The following is a 23,522-nucleotide window of genomic DNA, read 5'->3' as shown; positions in this document are numbered from 1 at the left end:
CTAAGTCGCAGGGGCCTACGGCTACGGTCAGACGTTGAAGCGGAACTCCACGACGTCGCCGTCGGCCATCACGTAGTCCTTGCCCTCGATGCGCACCCAGCCGCGGGACTTCGCCTCGGTCATCGAGCCGGCCTCCATCAGCTGGTCGTAGGACACGACCTCGGCCTTGATGAAGCCGCGCTGGAAGTCGGTGTGGATGACCCCGGCGGCCTGCGGGGCGGTGGCGCCGACCGGGATGGTCCAGGCGCGCGCCTCCTTCGGACCCGCCGTCAGGTAGGTCTGCAGCCCCAGCGTGCGGAACCCGACCTTGGCCAGCTGGTCGAGGCCCGGCTCGCTCTGCCCGATCGACTCCAGCAGCTCCGCGGCCTCCTCGGCCGGCAGCTCGGCCAGCTCCGACTCGGTCTTCGCGTCGAGCAGGATCGCCTCGGCCGGCGCCACCAGCTCGCGCAGCTCGGCGATGAGCGACTCGTTGGCCAGCTCGTCGGCGTCGACGTTGAAGACGTACAGGAACGGCTTGGTCGTCAGCAGCGTCAGCTCGCGCAGCGGCGCGGGGTCCACACCGGCGCTGAACAGCGTCTGCCCCGTGTTCAGGATCTCGGCGGCGGACTGCGCGGCGGCCAGCAGCGCGGCGCGCTCCTTGTCCTTGCGCGACTCCTTCTCCAGCCGCGGGATCGCCTTCTCCAGCGTCTGCAGGTCGGCCAGGACGAGCTCGGTGTTGATCGTCTCGATGTCGTCCGACGGCGACACCTTGCCCTCGACGTGCACGACGTCGGGGTCGGTGAACACGCGGATGACCTGGCAGATCGCGTCGCTCTCACGGATGTTGGCGAGGAACTTGTTGCCCAGCCCCTGGCCCTCGCTGGCGCCGCGCACGATGCCGGCGATGTCGACGAACGACACCGTCGCCGGCACGACCTTCTGCGAGCTGAACAGCTCGGCGAGCTTCCCCAGCCGCTCGTCGGGCACCCCGACGACACCGACGTTCGGCTCGATCGTGGCGAACGGGTAGTTGGCCGCCAGGACGTCGTTCTTGGTCAGCGCGTTGAACAGCGTCGACTTGCCGACGTTGGGAAGACCGACGATCCCGATGGTGAGACTCACGAGGGTCCAGCCTACGGGGCCGGGTCACCGGCGGTGGACTGCCCGGGCGGCCTCAGCGCGAGCGGTCGTGGCCGAAGAAGCCGCGCTTCTTGATCAGCGCGGCCACCTCGGCCGGCACCATCGCCTCCCAGCCGGTGTCCCCGGTCGGGATCCGCCGGAGCACGTCGCGGCTGAGGATCGGCAGGTGGTCCGGCTCGTGGTCCAGGCCGACGAAGCTGCCGCGCTGGTTCAGGTAGTCGAACAGCGGGCGCAGCTGCGGGGCGACCTCGACGGTGTCCACCGTGACCACCCGGCCCTCCTGCAGCATCGGGTACACGTAGAGCCGCAGGTCGTTCTTCAGCAGCCGGCCGAAGCTCTCCAGGATCCCGCCGGGCAGCGCGGCGTGGGACTCCTCGTCGAACAGGTCGATGAGGCTCGGGACGCCCATGACCATCCCGATCCGGCCGTCGGTGCGCCAGGCCAGGTAGGCGGCCAGCCGGTGGTAGGCGACGTAGTCGGAGATGAGCACCGTCAGCCCGCACGCGGCGAGCAGGTCGGCGCGGGCGAGGAAGTCCCGCCGGTCGACGACGTCCCCGCCGGCCCGCAGGTTGGCCATCGTCAGCTCGCCGAGCAGCAGGATCTCCCGGCCGGCGACGGCGGGGTCGGCCTCGAACCGCGCGCGGGCGGCCTCCAGCATGGCGATGTTGACCACCGTGGGCGGCCGGAAGCTGCCGCGCTCGACCAGGATCGCCTTCTTGCGCAGCACCTCGCTCGGCTGCAGGACGTGCCGGTCGGGGCCGAACATCGCCGCGCCGGAGAGCCCCAGTTGGACCAGCTTGAGCGCCATGACCCGGTTGTCGACGGCGCGGAACTCGATGCCCGACAGCTCGATGAGGTCGACCTCGATGCGGCCGGTGGTGAGCCGGTCGAGCAGGCTCTCCACCAGCGTCTCGGGCTGGTGGTGCTGGAAGAACGCCGCGTGCAGCAGGTTGACGCCGACGACGCCGAGGGCCTCCTGCTGCAGCGCGGCCTCGTCGTCGAGCATCCGCACGTGCAGCACGACCTGGCTGGGCTCGTCGCGCGGGTGGGACTGGAACTTCACGCCCATCCACCCGTGGCACTCGTTGCCGCCGCGGTAGCTGCGGGCCACGACGGTGTCGGCGAAGGCGAAGAACGACGTGTCGTCGCCGCGCTGGTCGGCGAGCCGGTCGACGTTGAGCTGGAACTCGTGGTCGAGCATCGCCTGCAGGCGGCCCTTGGACACGTAGCGGTCGCTCTTGCCGTAGACGGCGTCGCTCACCGACATGTCGTAGGCCGACATCGTCTTCGCGACGGTGCCCGCCGCCCCACCGGCCCGGAAGAACCAGCGGGCGACCTCCTGGCCGGCGCCGATCTCGGCGATGGTCCCGTACCAGCGCGGGTCCAGGTTGACCTGCAACGCCTTCTGCAGGGTGTCGACGCCGGCGTCCATGACGATCCCCTCGCGGTGCGGCCCGGGTGCAGCGCGAGCGTAGCCAGACCCGGGCTCCGCCACCCGGTCACGCGGGCACGGCCGTGGCGGCGCGGGCGGCCCGGCGCAGCCCGGGCGCGAGCACCAGGGACACCAGCACGGACGCCGCGGCCAGCCCGGCCATCACCGCGCCCGGGGAGGACAGGTCGGCGAGCGCGCCCGCGGCCGCCGCGAACACGCCCTGGCCGGTCATCCGCAGCGCCGACTCCACCCCGAGCACCTGCCCGCGCAGTTCCCCGGGCGTGAGCGCCACCAGCCACTCCTGCTGCGCCAGGGCCGCCGCGTAGCCCACTGTCGCCACGCCCACCAGCACGGCGGCCAGCGGGATGCCCGGCGCGACCGCGAAGGCGAGGAACGGGACGGCGAGCAGCAGCCGCAGCGCGGTGTTGCTGCGCCGCCGGGCCGCGGGCGTGAGGAAGCGCCCGACCACCAGGTCGCCGGCCATCATCCCGGCGGCGCCGGCCACCAGGAGCCAGCCGGCCCGCTCCCCCGCGTACGGCACGAACAGCGCCTCGCAGCCGACCACCAGCCCGTTCGGCACGCACAGCGCCACCAGCAGCGTGCGGGTGTCGCGGTGCGCCAGCAGCAGCCGGTTGCCGCGCACGGTCCCCGCGAGCCCCGCCCGCCCGGACCGGCGCGGCGCCCGCTCGGCCACCCCGAGCCGCAGCACCGGCAGCGCGGCCGCCGACACGAGCGCGGCCAGCACGAACACCTGCGCCGTCGTCAGCGCGGTGAGCAGCAGCCCGCCGACGGCGAAGCCGACCACCTGGAACGCCCCGACGGCGACGTTCATCGTCGAGCGCGCCAGCGGGTGGGCGGCCGCCGGGACGACGTCGGCCAGCAGGCCCCACCGCGCGCCCGACCCGACCGAGGTCACGTAGGCGACGCCGACGACGAGCAGCAGCCGCACCGGCGTCGGCAGGCCGGGCAGCGCCTGCAGGGCCAGCGCCGCCGTGGACGCCGCCGCGACCAGCAGGAGCGTGCGCCGCGGCGGGCTCGCGTCGGCCGCGGACATGAGCGTCGTCGCGCCCAGCGCCTGCGCCGCCGACGGGCCGAACATGGCCACCGCGGTGAGCAGTGCCGAGCCGGTGGTCCGGTGCACGAGCACGGCCAGGGCCAGCGACGACGTCGTCGAGGCGGCGGTCGTCAGCGCGCCCGCGGTCCACAGCGCGCGGAACTCCGGGGACGCGAACAGCGCCCGGTAGGTGAGCACGGGCCGACCGTCCGGCAGAGGGCGTCGAGGACCCACCGTTTCGCCTACGGTCGAAAGGTGGGTGAGTTCATCGTCGACGCCGACGTCATGGCGCGCGCCCGCTTCGGCACCAGCCAGCTCACCGAGACCCTCGCCGCGCTGAAGATGTTGCGCGCGGCCGCGGTGCCGCCGTGGCACCGCCCGTGGGCCGACACACACGCGGCCGCCTTCCGCGAGCGGCTCGCCGGCGACCCGGTCGGCGCCGCCCTGCTCGACGCCGCCTTCGGCCCCACCTGGACCGCCGACTTCCTCACCGTGCCGCCGTCGGCCCCCGACCTCACGATCGACGAGGAGCTCGGCTTCCTCGAGTCCCTGGACGACGGCGCCGTGCGCGCCGACCTCGAGGTGGCCACCGGCCCGCTGCCGCCCGCGCTCACCGCGACCGGCCTCGCCGCCACCGCCGCCGCGCTGCTCCGGTGGACGTGGGAACACACCGTGCGCGACGAGTGGCCGCGGCGGCTGCGGGTGCTGCGCGCCGACGTCGTCTCCCGCACCGCCCGGCTCAGCGGCGGCGGCTGGTCCGCCGCGCTCGACGGCATCTCCCCCGGCGTCCGCTGGCTGGCCAACGGGCGGCTGCAGGTCAACGCCGCCCCGTACCCGCCGCGCGACGTCCGCGGCCGCGACCTGCTGTTGATCGCCGCCACCGGGCCGGGCGGCTGGGTGAGCTGGCGGCTGCCCGACACCTACGCCGTCGTCTACCCCGTCACCGGCGTCCTCGCGGGCGGGCCGGCGCCGCTGCCGGACGCGCTGGTGCGGCTGCTGGGCCGCACCCGCGCCCGGCTGCTCGCCGCGCTCGACGCCCCGCAGAGCACGACCGCGCTCACCGCCCGGACCGGGCTGCCGCTCGGCAGCGTCGGCGGGCACCTGCGGGTGCTGCTCGACGCCGGGCTGCTGGAGCGGCGCCGGTCGGGTCGGGAGGTCCTCTACTGGCGCAGCGACGCCGGCCGCACCCTCCTGGCCGCCGCCGACGAGGGCCATTAGCGCGACGAAGGCCCTCGTCCTAGCGAGGCGCCCCCGGCCCGGGGAGGAGGCCGCGCTCGACGGCGACCATCACCGCGCGGGTGCGGTCGTCGACGCCGAGCTTGGCGAACACCCGCAGCAGGTGCGTCTTCACCGTGGCCTCGCCGATGAACAGCTCCCGGCCGATCTCGGCGTTGGTCAGCCCGCGCGCCACCCCGGCGAGCACCTCGAGCTCCCGGGCGGTCGGCGCCTCGACGGCCGGCGCCCGCATCCGCGACACCAGCCGGGCGGCCACCGGCGGCGCGAGCACCGTCTCCCCGCGGGCGGCCGCGCGGACGGCGTCGGCCAGCTGCGGCAGCGGCGCGTCCTTGAGCAGGTAGCCGGTCGCCCCGGCCGCCACCGCCCGCACGATGTCGGCGTCGGTGTCGTAGGTGGTGAGCACCAGCACGCGGACGCCGGGGTGCGTGGCGGCCAGCCGCTCGATCGCGGTCACGCCGTCCATCCGCGGCATCCGCAGGTCCATGAGCACGACGTCGGGCGACAGCGCGGCCACCTGCGCCAGCGCCTCCAGCCCGTCGCCGGCCTCCCCGACGACGTCGAGGTCGGGCTGCGCCGCCAGCCAGCCGACCAGGCCGCCGCGCACCACCGGGTGGTCGTCGGCCACCAGCACCCGGATGGTCACGCGCCCGGCACCCGCACCGTCACGCGGGTGCCCGAGCCCGGCGCCGAGGCGACGTCGACCTCTCCCCCGACCTGCGCCACCCGCCCGCGCAGCCCCTCCAGACCCGAGACCGTCACCGCCGCCGGGTCGAAGCCCACGCCGTCGTCCTCCACGTGCACCGACACCTGCCCGCCCACCCGGGCCAGCCGCAGCACCACCGCCGAGGCCCCGGCGTGCCGGCGCACGTTCGTCAGCGCCTCCTGGGCCCCGCGCAGCAGCACGACCTCCTCGTCGGTGCGCAGCGCCGCCCCGCCGTCCAGGGCCGGATCGTCGAGGGCCGCCGTGTCCACCCGCACCTCCAGCCCGGTCTCCCGGGCGAACCGCTCCGCCAGCCGGCGCAGCGCCTCCACCAGCGTCGCCCCGTCGAGCGCCACCGGCCGGAACGCGGCCACCACCGCGCGGGCCTCGGCCAGGTTGTCGCGCGCGACCTCCTCGATCACGGCCAGCTTCTCGCGGGCGGCGTCGGGGTCGGCGGGCACCAGCGCGGCGGCGGTCTGCGACAGCACGACGATCGACGTGTAGCCCTGCGCCAGCGTGTCGTGCACCTCCTGCGCCAGCCGCTCGCGCTCGGCCAGCACCCCGCGCTCGTGCTCGGCGGCGGCGAGCTCGGAGCGGGTGGCCTCCAGCTGCGCGATCAGCGACGCCCGCTCGGCGCTCTCGTGCAGCACCCGGCTGATCCACACGCCCAGCGCCAGGCTGAACCCGATGCCGATGCCGGTCTCCAGCAGCACGTCGGCGGCGTCGCGGCCGCCCGGGTCGAGCACCGGGCCGGCCGCGCTGGCCAGCCCGAGCAGCAGCGTCCAGGTGATGCCGGTGAGGGTGCCCTGGACGGCGAACCACACCTGCGGGTAGGCGAGGAAGAGCAGGAACAGCAGGCCCGGCGCGAGCCAGCCGAGCAGGCCCAGGGCGACGACGAGCACCAGCAGGTAGGCCACCGCCCGCCGCGGGGCGCCGGCGCCGATCGCGGGCACGCCGAGCAGGGCGTACGCGACGGCCAGCCCGCCGAGCACGGCGAGGGCCGCTCCGCGCCGGTCGTCGTCGACGGCGTCCCCGACGGCCGCGCTGAGCACCGCGAGCCCCCACACGACGGCGGAGATGACGTGCACGCCGGTGACCGTGGCCCGCCACCCGCGCTCGGGCAGCGGCTCGCCGCCGTCGTCCTGCGGGGGGACGACGGCGGCGGCCAGGCGGCGGGGCAGGCTCACGCCGCCCGACGCCAGCGGAAGGTCCGGGCGCACACCACGGTGCCGATGATCACCCATGCGGCCAGCACCAGGGCGGTCCGCCCGTGCTCCCAGTTGCCGGCCTGCTCGGCGACGGCGGCCGAGTCGGGCAGGAACACCGACCGCATGCCCTGCACCAGCCACTTGAGCGGGAAGGCCGCGGCCACCCGGTCCATCCAGTCCGGGAGGTCCGAGCCGATGAAGAACACGCCGGAGATGAACTGCAGGACGACGGCGAAGGCGGGGATGCCGGTGCCGGCCGAGCGGGCGCTGCCGATGACCGTCGCCACCGCGAGGCCGAGGACGGTGCCGGCGAGGATGCCGAGCAGGACCACCCAGGCGAAGGTCACCCAGCGCCCGGGGTCGGTCGGGAGGGTGACGTCGAAGGCCGTGGCGGCCACGGTGAGCAGCAGCGCCAGCTGGACGGCGGTGGTGACGACGACCTGCCCCGCCTTGCCGATCGCGTAGGACAGCGCGGGGGTGCCCAGGGTCTGCAGGCGGGCCAGGTCGCCGCGCTCGCGCTCCTCGGCGACGGCGGTGCCGACCGCCTGGAAGCTGGTGAGCATCACGCCGGTGGCGGCGATGCCGGCGAGGAAGTACTCGCGGAACCCGATGCCGGGCAGCACGACCTCGTCGCCGAAGACCGACCCGAAGATCGCCAGCATGATCACCGGGTAGGCGAACGAGAAGACCACCTGACCGGGGTCGCGGGCGAACAGCCGCAGCTCCAGGCCCACGCGGGCCAGCCCGATCGCGGCGGCCGACGGCGGCGCGGGCCGGGTGGCGGGGACGGTGCGGGTGACGGTGCGGGCGGTGGTCATCGGGTCTCCCCCTCGGCGGCGGCGACGAGCTGGAGGTAGACGTCCTCCAGGTCGGGCCGGGTGACGGTCAGGCCGGGCACGTCGCCGGTCGGCGAGGCCGCGACCAGGTCGCGCAGGACGGCGGCCGGCTCGGGCGTGGTGACCTCCCGGTACTCGCCGTGCTCCAGCCAGCGGACGGTGGCCACCCGGCGCAGCTCGGCGCCGAGGTCGGCCGGGGCGGCCACCTCGACCAGCCGGCCGGCGCTGATGACGCCGACCCGGTCGGCCAGGTGCGCGGCCTCGTCGAGGTAGTGGGTGGTCAGCAGGACGGTGGTGCCGCGGGCGCGCAGGCCCTCCACCAGCGTCCAGAACTGGCGGCGGGCGACCGGGTCCATCCCGGTGGTCGGCTCGTCGAGGAACAGCAGCTCCGGCCGGCCCTGCACGCCGAGCGCCACCTCCAGCCGGCGCCGCTGCCCGCCCGACAGCCTGTCCACGCGGGTGCGGGCGGCGTCGGTCAGGCCGACGTCGGCCAGCAGCTCGGCGGTCGGCACGGGTGCGGCGTGGTAGCGGGCGAAGTGGTCGAGGGTCTCGCGCACGGTCAGCGCGTTGCCGCTGCCGGTGCTCTGGCCGACGACGCCGAGGCGCCCGCGCCAGGCCCGGCCGCCGCGGGCGGGGTCCTCGCCGAGGACGGTGACGTCGCCGCCGTCGCGCCGGCGCACGCCCTCCAGGACCTCGACGGTGGTCGTCTTGCCGGCGCCGTTGGGCCCGAGCAGGGCGAACACCTCGCCGCGCCGGACGTCGAGGTCGACGCCGTCGACCACCGTCCGGTCGCCGTACCGCTTGACCAGCCCGCGCACGCGGACCGCCGCTCCGTCGTCGAACGCCGCGGCCGCGGGGGCCGGGGCGGGGCTCGTGGCTGTCATGGCACGAGCCTGTCGCCGCGCGCCGGGCGCGGGGACGGCCGCGCGGTGGGTCCGCCGTCCACCGTCCGGTGGACGCCCCGGGTCCGCCGGACGGGCGCCGGGCGGTCAGTCGGGGGTCACCGAGCCGACCACGTCGGCGAACACCGGCCGCCAGTCGTCGGCGACCGCTGCCGGGCTGAAGCCGACCACCAGCAGCCGGGGCTCGGTGGTGGTCACGGTTCCGGAGAGCAGGAGCTGCTCGCCGCCGCCGAGGTCGAGGACACCGGTGAAGGCGACGGCGTCCCGTCCGCCCAGCCGGGTCGACTCCCCGGGCGTCAGGGTGACCGGCGCCGCCAGGTGGGGCTCGACCAGCCCCACCAGGGCCACCGGGGACGCGGCGTCGAGCCCCTCCGCCACCTCGGCGTAGACGCCCACGACCGTGTCGGGGTCGTCGGCGACCGCCTGCGCAGCGGCCGCCCGCCCCGCATCGGAGCGGAAGACCGCCGTCCAGTCCCGGGGGGCGTGGACGGTGAAGCCGGCCCGCCCACCGACCTCCGCGGACGTCCAGTCGTCGGGGACTGCGGCCGCCCAACCCGGCAGCAGGGCGCGCTCGACGAGCGCGGGACCGGCCGACCACGGACGCCACAGGGCGAGCGCCACGGCGACGGCGAGCAGCACCGCCGCCCCGGCCAGCACCGCGCGGCGGCCGCGGCGCGCGGGCCGCTCCGCGCGGGCCGGCCTCCCCCACGGATCCGGCACCGGCTCGTCGGGGCGCCGTGGCACGGTGCCCGGCTCGACGCCGGGCAGGCCCGCGCCCGGCAGGACGCTGCCGGGCAGGCTCGGGTGTGGCGGCCGTGGGTCGGGACCGGCGCCCGGCGCAGGGCCCGGAACGGGGGGCGGGACGACGGTGCCCGGCGCAGCGGCGCGGACCAGGGCGTCGCAGAGCAGGGCGACGAACTCCCCGCACGTCTCCGGACGGGCCCCGGCCTCCTTGGCCAGCCCCCGGGCCAGGGCGGTGTCCACGGCGACGGGGAGGTCGGGACGTACCGCGGTGACCTGCGGCGGTGGCGCGTACACCTGCGCCCAGAGCACCGCGGCGTCGCCGTCGCGCGCGAAGGGCGGGTCGCCGGCGAGGACCTCGTAGGCGACGCAGGCCAGCGCGTAGAGGTCGGCCCGCCGGTCCACGTCCCCGCCGCGGATCTGCTCCGGCGAGACGTAGTGCAGCGTGCCGAGGAACTGGCCGGTCGCGGTGATCCCGGACACGGACGACGTCTTCTTGGTCAGGCCGAAGTCGGTCAGGTAGACGTGCACGTCCGCCGGCACGGCGGCCTCCGTCGCCCCCGCCATGAGCAGGTTGCCCGGCTTCACGTCGCGGTGGACCAGCCCGGCGTCGTGTGCGGCGTCGAGTGCCGCCGCGGTCTGGCCGAGGACGCGCAGCGCCGTGGGGACGTCGATCCGGTACCCGGCATCCAGGACCGCCGCGAGGTCGGCGCCGTGGACGAGCCGCATCGCGATGTAGAGCAGCCCGTGCCAGTCGTCGGCCTCGTAGATCGGGATGACGTGCGGGTGGTCCACGGAGGCGGCCAGCCGGGACTCCCGCACGAACCGCTCCCGGAAGCGGGCGTCGCCGGAGAAGTCCGGTGACAGCACCTTGAGCGCGACCGGCCGGTCCAGTCGGGTGTCACGGGCGCGGTAGACCAGCCCCATCCCGCCGCGCGCCAGCATCCCCTCGACGCGGTAGCGCGAGACCTCGGCGCCCTCCCGGAGGTGCGGCTGCAGCGGCAGCATCAGGCCCCGACCGGACTGCCGCAGCGCCCGCAGAACCGCCCGTCGGGAACCCGGGCGTGCCCGCAGTGCACGCAGTAGGCGTCCGGGGACACCGACGGCCGTTCGGGCGGGCGCTGCAGGAGCGCGGACGCCCGGACGCGGGTGTCGGTGGCCGCCGGGGCGGCCGGGACCACCCCGGCGGCGTGGCGGGCGGAGTGGCCCGCGGGCGCCGCGGGCCCGGGCGGGCCCGGCACGGACGGCGGCGAGGTCGGCGGACCGGTGCGGTCGGGGAGCACGGGCGGCGAGCCCGGCGGCGGGGCCTGGTCCCGGCGGCGCCGGCGTCCCGCCCGGAACAGCCAGGCCGCGGCGGCGAGCAGCAGGGCGGCGCCCCCGACGAGCCACGGCCACACCCCGACGCCGCCGTCTCCCGGAGCCACCGGCTGCTCCGGTGCGGCGTCGGCCGCCGCCACCGCCGCCCGCGTGTGCTCGGCGACCAGCGCCGAGTCGAAGTACCGGCCGGCCAGCTCGAGCTGGCGGACCGCGGCGGCCGCGTCACCGTCCTCGAGGAGCGTCAGCCCGCTGCGGAAGGCGACGTCGAACGGCGAGCTGCCGCCCTCGATGCCCGCGGCGTCCACGGCGGCGCGGACGGCGTCCGCGCCGACCACCCCGGCCTGCGCGCCGGCCCGGTCGAGGTCGGCCAGCGCGAGCACCTCACCCGTGGAGGGGTCGATCACCGGCCCGCCGGTGAGCCCGCGGTCGAGCGCCTCGGGCAGGCCCTCGCCGGACAGCGCCGCACCGTCGACCGTCACGGGCAAGGACACCGGCCGCCAGCCGCCCTGCTCCGCGGGGTCGGAGGGGACGTCGGCGTCGTAGCCGACCAGCTCGCCGCCGGCCGGGACGTCACCGGCCGCGGCCAGGGGCGCGGTGGGCATCGACGCCCCGCCGATCCGCAGCAGGGCGACGTCGGTGGGCGCCTGCGGGTCGTTGACCAGGAGTGCGCGCACGCGCCGCGGCGGGTCGGTGAGCAGCACGACGTCGTACTGCATCTGCGGCACGGTGAAGCAGTGGTCGGTCCGCTGGACGTAGCAGTCCTGCAGGTGCGTGTCGAGGTGCGGCTCGGTGGCCCGGGTCCGCCCGGTCGCCTGCTGGCCGGCCTCCAGCGTCGCGCCGAACCGGTCGACGAACAGGCGGTTGGCCGCCGGGACGACCACGCGGTCCACGTCGACGGCCAGCTCCCGGTACAGCGTGGCCACGACGCCGTCCCCGGACACGACGACGCCCGTGGCCTGGCCCTGCCGGATCTCGTAGCGGCCGTCGATCACGTGCAGGTCGCCGGTGCTGTGGTCGAGGTGCACGATCGTGGTGATCGCCGTGACCTGGATCCGCACCAGCGCCGCCCGGCTGCCCTCCGGCCCGGCCGCGACGCCGGCGGCGTCCTGCGGTGCGGGCGCGGCGCCGGCCGGGATGGTCGGGGACGTGAGGACGAGCGCGAGGGCGACGGTGAGGACGGCGAGCGCCAATCCGGGTCGTCGGCTGGGTGCAGCGGCCATGCTCGCCCCTCGGGGTGCGACCTCCCGGCCGGAGTCCCTCCGGCCCGCGCGGGCACGGCTGGCGCCCCCGCACGCGTGGCATGAACGCACGCCGGCCGGCTCCTCGGGAGCACTCCGGGCGGGCGCAGGACGGGCGGGCGGTCCCCTCCGGCGCGCCACCACCGTGCGGGGGCGGCCGGACGCCGGGCGCTAGGGCCCCAGCACCGGCCGCCCGGCGAGCGCGGAGACCACCTCGACGGCGTCGTCCCACCAGCGCTCGTAGTGGTACGGGTCGGCGTTGCGCTGGGTGCGGTGCGCGGCGATCGTCGGCTCCAGCGACCGCCAGCCGGGCACCTCCCGCAGCGCGCGGAAGAAGTTGGTGGCGCTGGTCGTGGGGTCCATCCGGTCGGCGTAGCTGCCCCAGGCGCCGTTGTCCCGCTGCTGGAACAGCCCGCGGGAGTCCGGTCCCGCGGCGTCGCCGCGGTCGAGCACCCGCAGCGACGACTCCCCCATCGCCGTCATCACGCCGATCACCTGGGCGCAGGTGTCGAGCCCCAGGTCGGCGCCGGCGTTGACGATCGCGGCGGCGTTGGCCAGCTGCTCCGGCCCCCAGCCGGCCACCGGCCCGGCGGGCAGCGCGGCCGGGTCCACCCGCACCGCCGGACCCGCCGAGGCGCACTCCGCCGACGGCGGCCCCTCGCCCCCGGTCTGCCGGGTCACCAGCAGCGTCCCGAGCACCACGAGGACGGCCAGCACGACCGCGGCGACGGCGACCAGGCGGCCGCGGTCGGGCACGGGGGTCGGCTGCACACCCCGGTCAACGGACGACGGCGGGCGGGCGTCCCCGCGGGCTCACTGCACCGGCGCATCCGGCGGCGGCAGCGAGTACCGCAGCTGCTCGTCGACGGAGGTGACGCCCTCGACGGCGAGCAGGCTGGGCCGGGCGTCCGGCGGCGCCGAGCCGGTGATCAGGCCGAGCGAGCCGAGCACCCGCTCGACCTGCATCCCGGACTCGCGCAGCGCCGAGGCGACGGTGTCCAGATCGGACAGGTGGCCGTCGTCGACGGTCACGCTGAACCGCGCCAGCGGGGAGCCCACGCCGCGGAGGCTAGTCCTCCTCAGGCCGACCCGGCTCCCTCCTGGGGCGCGAGCACCAGCCCGCTGCCGACGTCGACCGACGGCTCGCCCAGCCGGCTCGCGGCCTGGGTGAGCGTGGCCCACAGCTCGTAGCCGCGCCGCCCGGTGGCCTCGGCCCACAGCGCCGCCAGCCCGGCCACGTGCGGGGTGGCCATGCTCGTGCCGCTGATCGTGTTGTAGCGCTGCGGCAGGGGCCAGGCCGAGTAGACGTCGACCCCGGGCCCGGCGACGTCGACCTCCCCGCCGGGCGCGGCCAGGCTGCGGGCGGAGAACCAGGCGGTGCGCAACGCGGCGTCGACCGCGCCGACGGCCAGCACCTCCACGCTGTTGGCCGGCGCCCCGACGAAGCCGTACTCGCCGTTCTCCCGGTCGGCGTTGTTGCCGGCCGCCGCCACGATGAGCGAGCCCTGCTGCAGCGCCCGCCGGCCGGCGGCCGAGTAGGGCGGGTGTGCCTCGGCGACGTCGGCGCCCAGCGACATCGAGATGACCGCACAGCCGTTGGCCACCGCCCAGTCGATGCCGGCCAGGATGCCGCCGTCCTCGCCGCTGCCCTCGTCGCCGAGCACCTTCCCGACATAGACCTCCGCGCCGGACGCGACGCCGTACCGCGGCCCCTGCGGCGGGGACTGCGGCCCGCACGCGGTGCCGACGCAGTGCGTGCCGTGGCCGTGCCCGTCCTGCGCGCTGTCCACCCCGGCCACGAAGGACTCGGCGGTGATGCCGCGGCCCGTGAAGTCGGGGTGGGCGAGGTCGAGCCCGGTGTCGAGGACGGCCACCCGCACCCCCGCGCCCGTGTACGGCGACGTCGTCGCCCGGACCGCCTGCACGCCCCAGGTGGCCGCCTCGGTGTCGGCGAACGCCGGCGGCGCGGGCGCCTCCTCGCCGCCCGCGCCGGCGAGCCGGCCGGCCAGGTCGGTGACGCCGTCGCGGTAGCCGCGCACGTACTCCTCCGCGGGCAGCACGTGGTGCACCAGCTCCGGCGACACCGACAGCACCGGCGGCCCGGCCGACCGCAGCGCGCCGACCTGGTCGGGCGGGGCGGCGACGACGGCGATGCCGAGCCGGGCGAACACCGTGGCCCCGGCCTCGCGCAGCGCCTGCGCGGGCACCCGGCCGGAGGGGAAGTCGCGGGAGTCGGCGACGTCGGTGATCCCGGCCGCCGACCAGTCGACCCGCGGGTCGCCGGGATCGGCGAAGACGACGACCTGCCGGCCGGTCGTGGGCGCCCCGAGGCGCCTCGCCGGGCGTTCCGGCTGGCGGTTCGGCGGACGGATGCCCGGGCGCGGTCCGATCACGGTTCCCCCTGTCGACGCGGGGCCGGCACGCCGCCGTCCCCGGTGGGCGCAGTCTGGTGGGCGGCACCGACAGCCGCCCGCCGACGACGTCCGGCGGCGCCGTCCGAAAGCCGCCAGTCAGGGGCTCCCGGCGGTGCCATGCTCGACGCGTGCCCACCTCCCTCGACGCCGAGCGCTGCTACCGCGCGGTCGCCAGCCGGGACGCCCGCTTCGACGGCTGGTTCTTCACCGCCGTGCGCACCACCGGCATCTACTGCCGCCCCTCCTGCCCGGCCCGCACGCCGGCCGCGGCCAACGTCAGCTTCTTCGGCACCGCCGCGGGCGCCCAGGCCGCCGGGTTCCGCGCCTGCCGGCGCTGCCGCCCCGACGCCGTCCCCGGTTCGCCGGAGTGGGACGTGCGCGCCGACGTCGTCGCCCGCGCCATGCGGCTGATCGCCGACGGTGAGGTGGAGCGGGCGGGCGTCCCCGGGCTGGCCGCGCGGCTGGGCTACTCCGAGCGCCAGGTGCACCGGCTGCTGGTCGGCGAGCTCGGCGTCGGCCCGCTCGCCGTCGCCCGCGCCCAGCGCGCGCAGACCGCCCGGGTGCTGATCGAGACCACCGACCTGCCGATGGCCGACGTCGCCTTCGCCGCCGGGTTCGCCAGCGTGCGGCAGTTCAACGACACCGTCCGCGAGGTGTTCGCCTGCACGCCCAGCGAGCTGCGCCGCCGCCGGTCGGGCGGCGAGGCCGGCGCCCCGGGCTGGCTGACGCTGCGGCTGGCCGCCCGCGCCCCGTTCGACGCCGCCGAGGTGCTGCTCTTCCTCGGCCTGCACGCCGTCCCCGGCCTCGAGGAGTGGGACGGCACGACGTTCTCCCGCGTCCTCGACCTGCCCGGCGGGCCCGGCGTCGTCCGGCTGTCCCCCGCGCCCGACGGCGGCGCCGCGGTCACCGCCCGGCTGCTGCTCACCGACCTGCGCGACCTGCGCGCCGCCGTCCCCCGCTGCCGCCGGCTGCTCGACCTCGACGCCGACCCGGCCGCCGTCGACGACGTGCTCGGCGCCGACCCCGCGCTCGCCCCGCTGGTGGCCGCCGCGCCCGGCCGCCGGGTGCCCGCCTCCCCCGACGCCCCCGAGACGGCGGTCCGCGCGGTCCTCGGCCAGCAGGTGTCGGTGGCCGGCGCCCGCACGCTCACCGCGCGGGTGGTGGCGCTGGCCGGGACGCCGCTCGCGGAGCCGGTCGGCACGCTCACCCACGCCTTCCCGCGGCCGGAGGCGCTGGCCGCGGCCGACCTGTCGACCGTCGGGCTGACAGGCGCGCGCAGCCGCACGCTCACCGGGCTGGCCGCCGCGCTCGCCGAGGGCCGCGTGGCCCTCGACCCCGGCTGCGACCGCGACGCCGCCGTCCGCGACCTGCTGGCGCTGCCCGGCATCGGCCCGTGGACCGCCGCGCTCGTGGCGATGCGCGGCCTCGGCGACCCCGACGTCTGGCTGCCCGGCGACCTCGCGCTGCGCCGGTCCCTGGCCGGGCTCGGCAGCTCCGACGCCGACGCCGCGCGCCGCTGGCGGCCCTGGCGCTCCTACGCCGTCCTGCACCTGTGGGCGCTCGCCGCGCCGCACCTGTTCACCCGCCACCCGGCTCCCGCCCCCGCCGATCGGAGTGCGTCATGACCCCGTCCGCCCGCTTCGCCACCGTCGCGACCCCGCCGGGGCCGTTCACCGTCGTCGTCACCCCGGGCCCCGACGGCGGCGACGTCGTCCTTGCCGCCGGGTGGACCGGCGACGTCAGCGACCTGCTGCCCGTCGTGCACCGCGCGCTGCGGCCCACCTGGGTCGAGCGGGTGGAGCACCTGCCGGTCCTCGACGTCGTGGAGGCGCACGCGGCCGGCGACGTCGGGGCCATCGACGCCGTCCCCGTGCGGCAGCGCTCCGGGCCGTTCCTGGAGGACGCGTGGGAGGTCCTGCGCACGGTGCCCGCCGGGCAGCCCGACACCTACGCCGAGTTCGCCGCCCGCTGCGGTCGGCCCGCGGCGATCCGCGCGGCGGCCAACGCCTGCGCCCGCAACGCCGCCGCGCTGTTCATCCCGTGCCACCGCGTCCTCGGCTCCGACGGCGGCCTCGGCGGGTTCCGCTGGGGCACCCCGGTCAAGCGCTGGCTGCTCGACCACGAGGCGGAGCACGCCCCCGTCCCCGCCTGAGTGGGCCTTTGTAGCGCTATTGGCCTCACCTCCCCGGGGTTGTCGGTGGCGTCCTGCACCCTGCTGGGGTGGACGCCGCCTCCCTGCTGCTCGGCCTGCTCCTCGGCGTGCTGCTCGGGGCGGCCGTCGCCCTCGGCGTGGTCGCGGTGCTGTCCCGCCGCCGGCCGGCCGACGACGCGCTGGAGCCGGTGCACGAGTCGCTCGACCACCTGCACCGCCTGTTGGCCGGCATCGAGCGCGACCGCGCCACCGCGCACGGCGAGCTGCGCGAGCAGATGGGCACCGTCGGGCAGACCAGCGCGCTGCTGCGCCAGGAGACGGCGGCTCTCGTCACGGCGCTGCGCACACCGCACGTGCGCGGCCGCTGGGGCGAGGTGCAGCTGCGCCGGGTGGTCGAGGTGGCGGGCCTGCTCGAGCACTGCGACTTCGTCGAGCAGCCGTCCTCCACCAACGACGAGGGCGCCGGCGTCCGCCCCGACCTGGTGGTCACCCTCGCCGACGGCCGGCAGGTCGTCGTCGACGCGAAGGTGCCCTTCACCGGCTACATCGAGGCCGTGCAGGCCACCGACCAGGCCGTCCGCGACCAGCGGGTGGCCGCCCACGCCCGGCAGCTGCGCACCCACGTCGACCAGCTGGCCGCCCGCCGCTACCCCACGGCGTTCCGCCCGGCCGCGCCGTTCACCGTGCTGTTCGTCCCCTCCGACGGGTTCCTCACCACCGCGCTGGAGGCCGAGCCCGCGCTGCTCGAGCACGGCTTCGCCCGCGACGTCGTCATCGCGACCCCGAGCACGCTGCTCGCGCTGCTGCGCACCGTCGCGCACTCCTGGCGGCAGGAGCGCCTCGCCCGCGACGCCGACCAGGTCATCGAGGTCGGCCGCCGGCTGCACGCCCGGCTCACCACGCTCTCGGGCCACCTGACCCGGCTCGGCTCGGCGCTGGGCACCGCGCTCACCCGCTACAACGAGACGGTCGGCTCCTACGAGCGCTCCGTGCTCGCCGCCGCCCGCCGCTTCGACGACCTCGGCGTCGGCGAGACCGCGGTGCCGTCCCCGCCGGAGGTCGAGGCGGTGGTCCGGCAGCTGCGCCCGGCCCCGGACGACGACGTCCTGCCTGCCGACGACGAGCCGGTCGCCGACGCCGTGCCCATCGCCGACGCCGTGCCGATCACCGACGCCCTCCCCCGACCCGACGAGCTGCCGCTGCGCCGGCTGCCCGGGCTGGGCCGCCCCTCCGGCGCCGGATGACGTCCCGGGGTCGGCCGGCCCCGGCGGTCGCGCTGGACCCCTCCGTCACATCCACCCCGCCCCTCACCGAGAGTTGCCAAATCGATCCGGCGACGTGTCGCGCGTCGACGACACGATGTGCCCCGGCGGGCGGCTCCCCGTCGCTACGGTGAGCACCGACATCGGCCCGCCCCGGGCCGGTCCGGACGGGGAGGTACGCCATGGCCTCGGCGAGTGCAGCCGACACCTGGCGGGACGGCGGAGGCCGCGGCGAGCGTCCCCACGCCGGCCCGCAGGCCCCGCGCCCGGACCTGCCGCGGCTCGACGCGACGCCCGCCCGCGCGGCGCGCATGTCGCTGCCCCCGGTGCCGCCGCCCCCGCCGCGCCGCTCCGGCGCCCCGGCCCCCGACCGCCGTCCCGGCACGCCCGGTCCCGCCGCGGGCCCGGCACCCGGCTGGGGCTCCGGCCGTCCGGTCGCCGACTCGCGCCCGCCGGCCGCCCGCCCGCAGCAGCGCACCCCCTACCCCGGCGTGCACCCGCTGGCCGACCGGGACGCCCCGGAGCCGCCGCGCCGCGGCCGCGCCGCCGAGCGCCCGCGGGAGACGCCGCGCGAGACCCCGCGGGGCTCCTCGCGGACCGCGCCGGCGCCCGCGCCCGGCCTGCGCGGCAGCCTCGCCGTCCTCGGCATCTTCGTCATCACGCTCGCCGGCGGCGCCGTCGACTCGTTCCTCGACGTCGGCCTCGGCACGCTGACGTTGGTCACGCTGGTCGCGGCCTCCGCCGTCGCCACGCTGCTGGTCCGCAAGCGCGACCTGCTCACCGTCGTCGTCGCCCCGCCGCTGGTGTTCGTCGCGGTGGCCGCGGTCAACATCGGGCTGGCGCCGTCGGCCGACTTCAGCGTGCCGACGATCGCCACCGTCCTCATCCGCGGGTTCCCCACGATGGCCGTCGCCACCGGCGTCGCGATCGTCCTCGGCATCATCCGCTGGGCCGCCCGCCGCTGACGGCCCCGGAACGCACGAAGGCCCCCTCCCGGTCGGGAGGGGGCCTTCTGCGTGACGGGGTCAGCGCGCGGGGCGGGCGGACTCGCCGCGCTCGGGCCGCAGCTCGCGGGGCAGCGCGAACACCAGCCGCTCCTCGGCCGCCTTGACCGACGAGACGTCGGGGTAGCCGCGCTCCGCCAGCCAGTCGAGCACCTCGCCGACCAGCACCTCGGGCACCGATGCGCCGCTGGTCACGCCCACGGTGGAGACGCCCTCCAGCCAGGCCGGGTCGATCTCGGAGGCGTAGTCGACCAGGTGCGCCGCGCGGGCGCCGGCCTCCAGCGCCACCTCGACCAGCCGCACCGAGTTCGACGAGTTGGTGGAGCCGACGACGACCACCAGGTCGCAGTCGGGCGCCATCTGCTTGACCGCCTGCTGCCGGTTCTGCGTGGCGTAGCAGATGTCGTCGCTGGGCGGGGACTGCAGCCCGGGGAACCGGGTCTTCAGCTGGTCGACCGTGGCCAGGGTCTCGTCGACCGACAGCGTCGTCTGGGACAGCCAGACCACCCGCTCGGGGTCGCGCACCTGGACGTTCGCGACGTCCTCGGGCCCGTCGACGAGCTGGATGTGCGACGGCGCCTCGCCGGAGGTGCCCTCGACCTCCTCGTGCCCGCGGTGGCCGATGAGCAGGATGTCGTAGTCGTCGCGGGCGAACCGCTTGGCCTCCTGGTGCACCTTCGTCACCAGCGGGCAGGTCGCGTCGATGGTGCGCAGCTGCCGGGCCGCCGCCTCCTCGTGCACCGCCGGCGAGACGCCGTGGGCGCTGAACACGACGACCGAGCCCTCGGGCACCTCGTCGGTCTCGTCGACGAACACCGCGCCGCGCCGCTCGAGGGTGGCCACCACGTGCTTGTTGTGGACGATCTGCTTGCGGACGTAGACGGGCGCGCCGTGCATCTCCAGCGCCCGCTCGACGGCCACCACCGCCCGGTCGACGCCGGCGCAGTAGCCCCGGGGATCGGCCAGCAGGACCCGTCCGCGCTGATCAGCCATGCCCCCACTGTAGGTCGCGCGCGACCCCCGGCCGGGCTGCCGAGGGGAGTCGTGACACGACGCACGCCGCCCGACCGGGTGTCCGCGGTCCGGGCCGTGCTGCCGACGCCGACGCGCTGCGGCAGGCTGGGCGCATGTCCCGTGAGATCCCCGAGCCGGTCCGCGCCGCCGCCGGACTGGCCGCCACCGTCCTCGACGAGGCCCGCCGCCTCCCCGAGACGCTGCCCGGCCTGCCCGTGCGCCTGGTCGGCATCGCACTGCAGACCGCGATGAAGCTCCAGCAGCACTGGTCAGGGCTGGTGGCCCGCGGCGACGAGCTGCTCACCGGGCTGCGCGGCGACCGCGAGCCGGGCATGGCCACCTTCGACGACGACGACGAGGACGCGCGCTCCGGCGAGGCCCTGGTCGCCCAGCCGATCGACGTCCTGCGCACCTCCGCCTTCGACCGCGCCCCCGACGTCGACACCACGGGCATCTCCGACGCCGAGGTCGCGGGACTCCCCGAGGACCCGGCCGCCGACGCGGTCGTGGCCGCCGTCGAGGACACCGCCGCCGTGCTCGACGAGACCGAGACGCTGACCGAGGTCGACGTCATGGAGATCGACGTCGACACCGACTCCGCCGGCCTGGTCGACGACGAGATGGCGGGCCTCCCCCAGGACCCGCCGCCGGCCGCCGTCGTGGCCGCGGTCGAGGACGTCACCGACCAGGTGCTGGGCACCGAGGAGGCCGAGGCCGCGCTCGACGCCGCCGACTCCGCGCTCACCGCCGAGGACGCGCTGGAGAGCGCGCTGCTCGAGGCCGAGGGCAGCGACTCACCCGCGGTGCCGGCCGTCCCGGACGACGCACCCGCCGCCAGCGACCCGGGCGGCTCCCCCGTCGGTGAGCTCGCCGGCGCGCCCGACGTGGGCAGCGACGACGCCGCGACCCCCGACGCCGCCGACTCCGGCACGCCCGACACCGAGATCGGCACCGCCGACGACGCGGCCGGCACGGACACCTCGGGCACGGACACCTCGGGCACCGACACCGCCGCCTCCCCCGACGCCGGCGTGCTGGGCGAGGACGCGGAGTCCGACGCGGCCGCGGCCGAGGACGCCGCCACCGAGGTCGACGTCATCACCCCCGACGGCCAGGTGACCACCGTCGAGGGCACCGTCACCGACGAGGGCGTCGTCGCCCCCGAGGACGGCGACGGGCAGGCCGCCGACGGCCAGGGCACCGCGACCGGGGAGGCGAGCGACGTCGTCACCGGCGAGCACGCCCGCGTCGACGAGGAGCTCGGCGCCGAGGCGGGCCCGGGCGAGGACTCCGGCGCGGCCACCGACACGGTCGAGCCCGAGCCCCTGACCGACACGGCCACCGACGAGGGCGGCACGCCCGTGGCCGCCGCGACGGGCGTGCGCACCGACGTCGGGGACGCCGACACCGCCGAGGAGGACGCGGCGATCGCCGAGGGCGCGGCCGTGGACGCCGTCGGCGGGGAGTCCGACGCCCCCACCGACGACCCGGAGGGCGGCAGCGAGCTGTCGGGCTCGCAGGCCGCCGGGGCCGCGCCGGTCGACGGCTACGACTCCTTCACCGTCGCCCAGCTGCGCGGGCGGCTGCGCGGCTACCAGCTGGCCACGGTCGGCGACCTGCTCGCCTACGAGGAGGCCACCCGCAACCGGGCGCCGTTCGTCACCATGCTGCGCAACCGGCTGGAGAAGCTCGAGCAGCAGGCGGCCGACGCGAGCCCCCTGCAGCCCCGCGGCTAGCGGGCACCGCATCCCCTCCCGGCGGCCCGGGACCCCTCGAGGGTCCCGGGCCGCCGTGTCGGTACCGCCTGGCAGGCTCGACCCCCGTGACCGCTCCGTCGACCCCCGAGGCCCCGTGGCCCGTGCGCACGGTGGCCCGCAAGGTCGCCGAGTGGATCGGCCGGCTCGGCGAGGTGTGGGTCGAGGGGCAGGTCGCCCAGCTCTCCCGCCGCGGCGCGGCCACCGTCTTCCTCACCCTGCGCGACCCGGCTGCCGACCTCTCGGTGCCGGTCACCTGCGCCCGCGACGTCGCCGACCGGCCCGGCCTGGAGCTCACCGAGGGCGCGCGGGTGGTCGTGCGCGCCCGGCCCGACTACTACATCGCCCGCGGCTCGTTCTCGCTGCGCGCCACGGAGATCCGCGCCGTCGGCCTGGGCGAGCTGCTCGCCCGGATCGAGCGGATCCGCCGGCTGCTGGCCGCCGAGGGCCTCTTCGACGCCGCCCGCAAGCGCCCGCTGCCGTTCGCGCCGGTCGTCGTCGGCCTGGTCACCGGCAAGGACTCCGCCGCCGAGCGCGACGTGCTGGTCACCGCAAGGCGGCGCTGGCCGGCGGTGCGCTTCGCCGTCCACCACAGCCTGGTGCAGGGCGTGAACGCCACCGGCTCGGTGATCGAGGGCCTGCAGCGGCTCGACCGCGACCCGGAGGTCGAGGTCATCGTCGTCGCCCGCGGCGGCGGCTCGGTCGAGGACCTGCTGCCCTTCTCCGACGAGGGGCTGGTGCGCGCCATCGCCGCCTGCCGCACGCCGGTGGTCACCGCCGTGGGGCACGAGACCGACACGACGCTGGTCGACCACGTCGCCGACGTCCGCGCGGCCACCCCCACCGACGCCGCGCACCGCGTGGTGCCCGAGATCGGCGAGCAGCGGCGGCTGGTCGACGGGCTGCGCGCCCGCGCCCGCCACCTGGTGTCGGTGCGCCTCGAGCAGCAGGAGCGGTGGCTGGAGAACGTCCGCAGCCGGCCGGTGCTGGCCGACCCGCAGCGGCTGCTGCACGGCCGGGCCGACGACGTCGCCGCGCTGCGCGACCGCGCCCGGCGCACGCTCACCCACCGCGTGGAGACCGCCGAGCGCGACCTCGAGCACGCCCGCGCCCGGGTCGCCGCCCTCTCGCCGCAGGCGACGCTGCAGCGCGGCTACGCCCTCGTGCAGCGCGCCGACGGGGCGCTGGTCCGCGACCCGGGTGAGGTGTCCGGCGGCGAGGCGCTGTCGGTGCGGGTCGCGGGCGGCCGGCTGCCCGTGCGGGTCGACAGGGAGGATGGGCAGCCGTGAGCGCAGCCGAGCAGCCGACCCAGAGCTACGAGCAGGCCCGCGAGGAGCTGGCCGACGTGGTGCGCCGGCTGGAGGCCGGCGGCCTCACGCTCGAGGAGTCCCTGGGGCTGTGGGAGCGCGGCGAGCAGCTGGCCGAGCTGTGCCGGCACTGGCTCGACCGCGCCCGCGAGCGGCTGGCCGCCGCCGCCCCTGGCGAGCAGCAGGAGAGCTGAGCGGGGGCTCAGCGCACCACGACGGGGGCGACGGAGCCCGCCACCGTCTCGAGCTCGTCGTCGTCGGCCGAGCCGGTGACGACCGTGGTCACCTCGCCGTCCTCGAGGGTGAGGACCGTCTCGCCGCGCTCGCTGGTCAGCCGCGTCCAGGTGCGCCCGCCGAGGTCGACGGTGCCGTCCTCGGTGGCGTCGTCGAGGACGGCGGTGAGCTCCTCGGCGCGCGGGTCGTCGGTGGTGACGAAGCCCGCGTACTCGTCCGACGGCGTCAGGTAGCCGATCTCCAGCGTCACCGGCGCCCCCTCGGCGGCCTCGCCGGCGTCGGTGCGGGCGCTGGTGGGCCGGTAGCCGTCCGGCAGCCCCGCGGGCGCCTCGAGTTCGTAGCCCGCGCGGGACGCCGCGAACTGCACGGAGCTGCCCGGGTCGACCGTGCGCACCGGGTCGGTGCCGCTCTGCCGGAAGGCGATCCAGCCGACGACCAGCAGGCAGATGAGCACCAGCGGCGCCAGCGACCGGATCATGTTGGCCGCGCTCATCCGGTTGGCCCGCTCGACCGCCGTCGGCGCGGGGGGCGGCTGCTCCTGCGCGGGCTGCTGCTCGGGGGCCTGCTGGCCCGACGGGCCGGAACTGGTCATGCCCCT

The 23,522-nt window shown here is 77.1% G+C and carries 22 protein-coding genes; 8 read left to right on the top strand and 14 right to left on the bottom strand.

Annotation, left to right across the window (positions count from 1 at the left end; genetic code table 11):
* Positions 1-27: 27 nt before the first annotated feature.
* From ychF to ACI78R_RS16170, 3 genes are all read right to left on the bottom strand, one after another.
* Positions 28-1,101: a redox-regulated ATPase YchF gene (gene ychF / locus ACI78R_RS16180; protein ID WP_457041447.1), complete on the bottom strand. Its 1,074-nt coding sequence runs from the start codon at positions 1,099-1,101 to the stop codon at positions 28-30.
* A 52-nt stretch (positions 1,102-1,153) separates the two neighbouring features.
* Complete coding sequence (locus ACI78R_RS16175) at positions 1,154-2,551, bottom strand: TonB-dependent receptor (RefSeq protein ID WP_457041446.1); 1,398 nt, start codon at positions 2,549-2,551, stop codon at positions 1,154-1,156.
* 67 nt (positions 2,552-2,618) lie between these two features.
* The gene (locus ACI78R_RS16170; RefSeq protein ID WP_457041445.1) at positions 2,619-3,803 is read right to left on the bottom strand and encodes an MFS transporter; all 1,185 of its coding nucleotides are present in this window, start codon (positions 3,801-3,803) and stop codon (positions 2,619-2,621) included.
* Between the two features lie 57 nt (positions 3,804-3,860).
* Here ACI78R_RS16170 and ACI78R_RS16165 point away from each other — a divergent pair, with 57 nt between their 5' ends.
* On the top strand, positions 3,861-4,823 hold the full coding sequence (locus tag ACI78R_RS16165; protein WP_457041444.1) for a helix-turn-helix domain-containing protein: 963 nt from the start codon (positions 3,861-3,863) through the stop codon (positions 4,821-4,823).
* 19 nt (positions 4,824-4,842) lie between these two features.
* Here ACI78R_RS16165 and ACI78R_RS16160 read toward each other — a convergent pair whose 3' ends face one another.
* The 9 genes from ACI78R_RS16160 to ACI78R_RS16120 all read right to left on the bottom strand — a co-directional run bounded on the left by ACI78R_RS16160 (position 4,843) and on the right by ACI78R_RS16120 (position 14,176).
* Positions 4,843-5,484 carry a response regulator gene (locus tag ACI78R_RS16160; protein ID WP_073418686.1) on the bottom strand — a complete coding sequence of 214 codons (642 nt, stop codon included), beginning with the start codon at positions 5,482-5,484 and terminating at the stop codon, positions 4,843-4,845.
* Positions 5,481-6,728, bottom strand: a complete 1,248-nt coding sequence (locus ACI78R_RS16155; RefSeq protein ID WP_457041443.1) for a sensor histidine kinase — start codon at positions 6,726-6,728, stop codon at positions 5,481-5,483. Before ACI78R_RS16155 ends, ACI78R_RS16160 begins: the two co-directional genes overlap by 4 nt.
* Positions 6,725-7,567: an ABC transporter permease gene (locus tag ACI78R_RS16150; RefSeq protein WP_457041442.1), complete on the bottom strand. Its 843-nt coding sequence runs from the start codon at positions 7,565-7,567 to the stop codon at positions 6,725-6,727. The genes ACI78R_RS16155 and ACI78R_RS16150 overlap by 4 nt, the downstream gene beginning before the upstream one ends.
* Complete coding sequence (locus ACI78R_RS16145) at positions 7,564-8,469, bottom strand: ABC transporter ATP-binding protein (protein ID WP_073418684.1); 906 nt, start codon at positions 8,467-8,469, stop codon at positions 7,564-7,566. The genes ACI78R_RS16150 and ACI78R_RS16145 overlap by 4 nt, the downstream gene beginning before the upstream one ends.
* A gap of 105 nt (positions 8,470-8,574) precedes the next feature.
* Positions 8,575-10,236 carry a protein kinase domain-containing protein gene (locus tag ACI78R_RS16140; protein ID WP_457041441.1) on the bottom strand — a complete coding sequence of 554 codons (1,662 nt, stop codon included), beginning with the start codon at positions 10,234-10,236 and terminating at the stop codon, positions 8,575-8,577.
* Entirely contained in the window at positions 10,236-11,765 is a 1,530-nt protein-coding gene (locus ACI78R_RS16135; RefSeq protein ID WP_457041440.1) for a zinc ribbon domain-containing protein, read from the bottom strand. The genes ACI78R_RS16140 and ACI78R_RS16135 overlap by 1 nt, the downstream gene beginning before the upstream one ends.
* A 189-nt stretch (positions 11,766-11,954) precedes the next feature.
* On the bottom strand, positions 11,955-12,539 hold the full coding sequence (locus ACI78R_RS16130) for a hypothetical protein (protein WP_457041439.1): 585 nt from the start codon (positions 12,537-12,539) through the stop codon (positions 11,955-11,957).
* 57 nt (positions 12,540-12,596) lie between these two features.
* Positions 12,597-12,842 (bottom strand): hypothetical protein, encoded by a 246-nt coding sequence (locus ACI78R_RS16125; protein WP_457041438.1) that lies wholly within the window; start codon positions 12,840-12,842, stop codon positions 12,597-12,599.
* A 20-nt stretch (positions 12,843-12,862) separates the two neighbouring features.
* A complete protein-coding gene (locus ACI78R_RS16120) occupies positions 12,863-14,176 on the bottom strand; it encodes a S8 family serine peptidase (protein ID WP_457041437.1) in 1,314 nt (437 codons plus the stop codon).
* Between the two features lie 149 nt (positions 14,177-14,325).
* Here ACI78R_RS16120 and ACI78R_RS16115 point away from each other — a divergent pair, with 149 nt between their 5' ends.
* The 4 genes from ACI78R_RS16115 (at position 14,326) to ACI78R_RS16100 (ending at position 18,576) form a co-directional block, all read left to right on the top strand.
* Entirely contained in the window at positions 14,326-15,822 is a 1,497-nt protein-coding gene (locus tag ACI78R_RS16115) for an AlkA N-terminal domain-containing protein (RefSeq protein WP_457041436.1), read from the top strand.
* Positions 15,819-16,349: a methylated-DNA--[protein]-cysteine S-methyltransferase gene (locus ACI78R_RS16110; protein WP_073418681.1), complete on the top strand. Its 531-nt coding sequence runs from the start codon at positions 15,819-15,821 to the stop codon at positions 16,347-16,349. Before ACI78R_RS16115 ends, ACI78R_RS16110 begins: the two co-directional genes overlap by 4 nt.
* 68 nt (positions 16,350-16,417) lie before the next feature.
* A complete protein-coding gene (locus ACI78R_RS16105) occupies positions 16,418-17,593 on the top strand; it encodes a DNA recombination protein RmuC (RefSeq protein WP_083628251.1) in 1,176 nt (391 codons plus the stop codon).
* Between the two features lie 200 nt (positions 17,594-17,793).
* Entirely contained in the window at positions 17,794-18,576 is a 783-nt protein-coding gene (locus ACI78R_RS16100) for a DUF6542 domain-containing protein (protein WP_073418680.1), read from the top strand.
* Positions 18,577-18,636: 60 nt separating this feature from the next.
* On the opposite strand, the gene ACI78R_RS16095 is transcribed toward ACI78R_RS16100, so the two are convergent.
* Positions 18,637-19,608 carry a 4-hydroxy-3-methylbut-2-enyl diphosphate reductase gene (locus ACI78R_RS16095; protein ID WP_073418679.1) on the bottom strand — a complete coding sequence of 324 codons (972 nt, stop codon included), beginning with the start codon at positions 19,606-19,608 and terminating at the stop codon, positions 18,637-18,639.
* 134 nt (positions 19,609-19,742) lie between these two features.
* Between ACI78R_RS16095 and ACI78R_RS16090 the strand changes: the two genes are divergently transcribed.
* From ACI78R_RS16090 to ACI78R_RS16080, 3 genes are all read left to right on the top strand, one after another.
* Positions 19,743-21,365 (top strand): hypothetical protein, encoded by a 1,623-nt coding sequence (locus ACI78R_RS16090; RefSeq protein ID WP_457041435.1) that lies wholly within the window; start codon positions 19,743-19,745, stop codon positions 21,363-21,365.
* 86 nt (positions 21,366-21,451) lie between these two features.
* On the top strand, positions 21,452-22,672 hold the full coding sequence (xseA, locus tag ACI78R_RS16085) for an exodeoxyribonuclease VII large subunit (RefSeq protein WP_457041434.1): 1,221 nt from the start codon (positions 21,452-21,454) through the stop codon (positions 22,670-22,672).
* Positions 22,669-22,884 carry an exodeoxyribonuclease VII small subunit gene (locus tag ACI78R_RS16080; RefSeq protein WP_457041433.1) on the top strand — a complete coding sequence of 72 codons (216 nt, stop codon included), beginning with the start codon at positions 22,669-22,671 and terminating at the stop codon, positions 22,882-22,884. The genes xseA and ACI78R_RS16080 overlap by 4 nt, the downstream gene beginning before the upstream one ends.
* Positions 22,885-22,892: 8 nt before the next feature.
* Here ACI78R_RS16080 and ACI78R_RS16075 read toward each other — a convergent pair whose 3' ends face one another.
* Positions 22,893-23,516 carry a DUF4245 domain-containing protein gene (locus tag ACI78R_RS16075; RefSeq protein ID WP_457041432.1) on the bottom strand — a complete coding sequence of 208 codons (624 nt, stop codon included), beginning with the start codon at positions 23,514-23,516 and terminating at the stop codon, positions 22,893-22,895.
* Between the last annotated feature and the right edge of the window lie 6 nt (positions 23,517-23,522).

The organism is Geodermatophilus sp. SYSU D01106 (genome assembly GCF_054049995.1).
The sequence above is the reverse complement of the archived record's forward strand: the minus strand, read 5'-3'. Positions and strand labels throughout refer to the sequence as shown.

Coding starts and splice junctions, on each gene's coding strand:
- ACI78R_RS16095 (WP_073418679.1), bottom strand. CDS start 19,608: ATGGCTGATCAGCGCGGACGGGTCCTGCTGGCCGATCCCCGGGGCTAC.
- ACI78R_RS16100 (WP_073418680.1), top strand. CDS start 17,794: ATGGCCTCGGCGAGTGCAGCCGACACCTGGCGGGACGGCGGAGGCCGC.
- ACI78R_RS16140 (WP_457041441.1), bottom strand. CDS start 10,236: ATGCTGCCGCTGCAGCCGCACCTCCGGGAGGGCGCCGAGGTCTCGCGC.
- ACI78R_RS16150 (WP_457041442.1), bottom strand. CDS start 7,567: ATGACCACCGCCCGCACCGTCACCCGCACCGTCCCCGCCACCCGGCCC.
- ACI78R_RS16135 (WP_457041440.1), bottom strand. CDS start 11,765: ATGGCCGCTGCACCCAGCCGACGACCCGGATTGGCGCTCGCCGTCCTC.
- ACI78R_RS16145 (WP_073418684.1), bottom strand. CDS start 8,469: ATGACAGCCACGAGCCCCGCCCCGGCCCCCGCGGCCGCGGCGTTCGAC.
- ACI78R_RS16175 (WP_457041446.1), bottom strand. CDS start 2,551: ATGGACGCCGGCGTCGACACCCTGCAGAAGGCGTTGCAGGTCAACCTG.
- ACI78R_RS16090 (WP_457041435.1), top strand. CDS start 19,743: ATGTCCCGTGAGATCCCCGAGCCGGTCCGCGCCGCCGCCGGACTGGCC.
- ACI78R_RS16075 (WP_457041432.1), bottom strand. CDS start 23,516: ATGACCAGTTCCGGCCCGTCGGGCCAGCAGGCCCCCGAGCAGCAGCCC.
- ACI78R_RS16110 (WP_073418681.1), top strand. CDS start 15,819: ATGACCCCGTCCGCCCGCTTCGCCACCGTCGCGACCCCGCCGGGGCCG.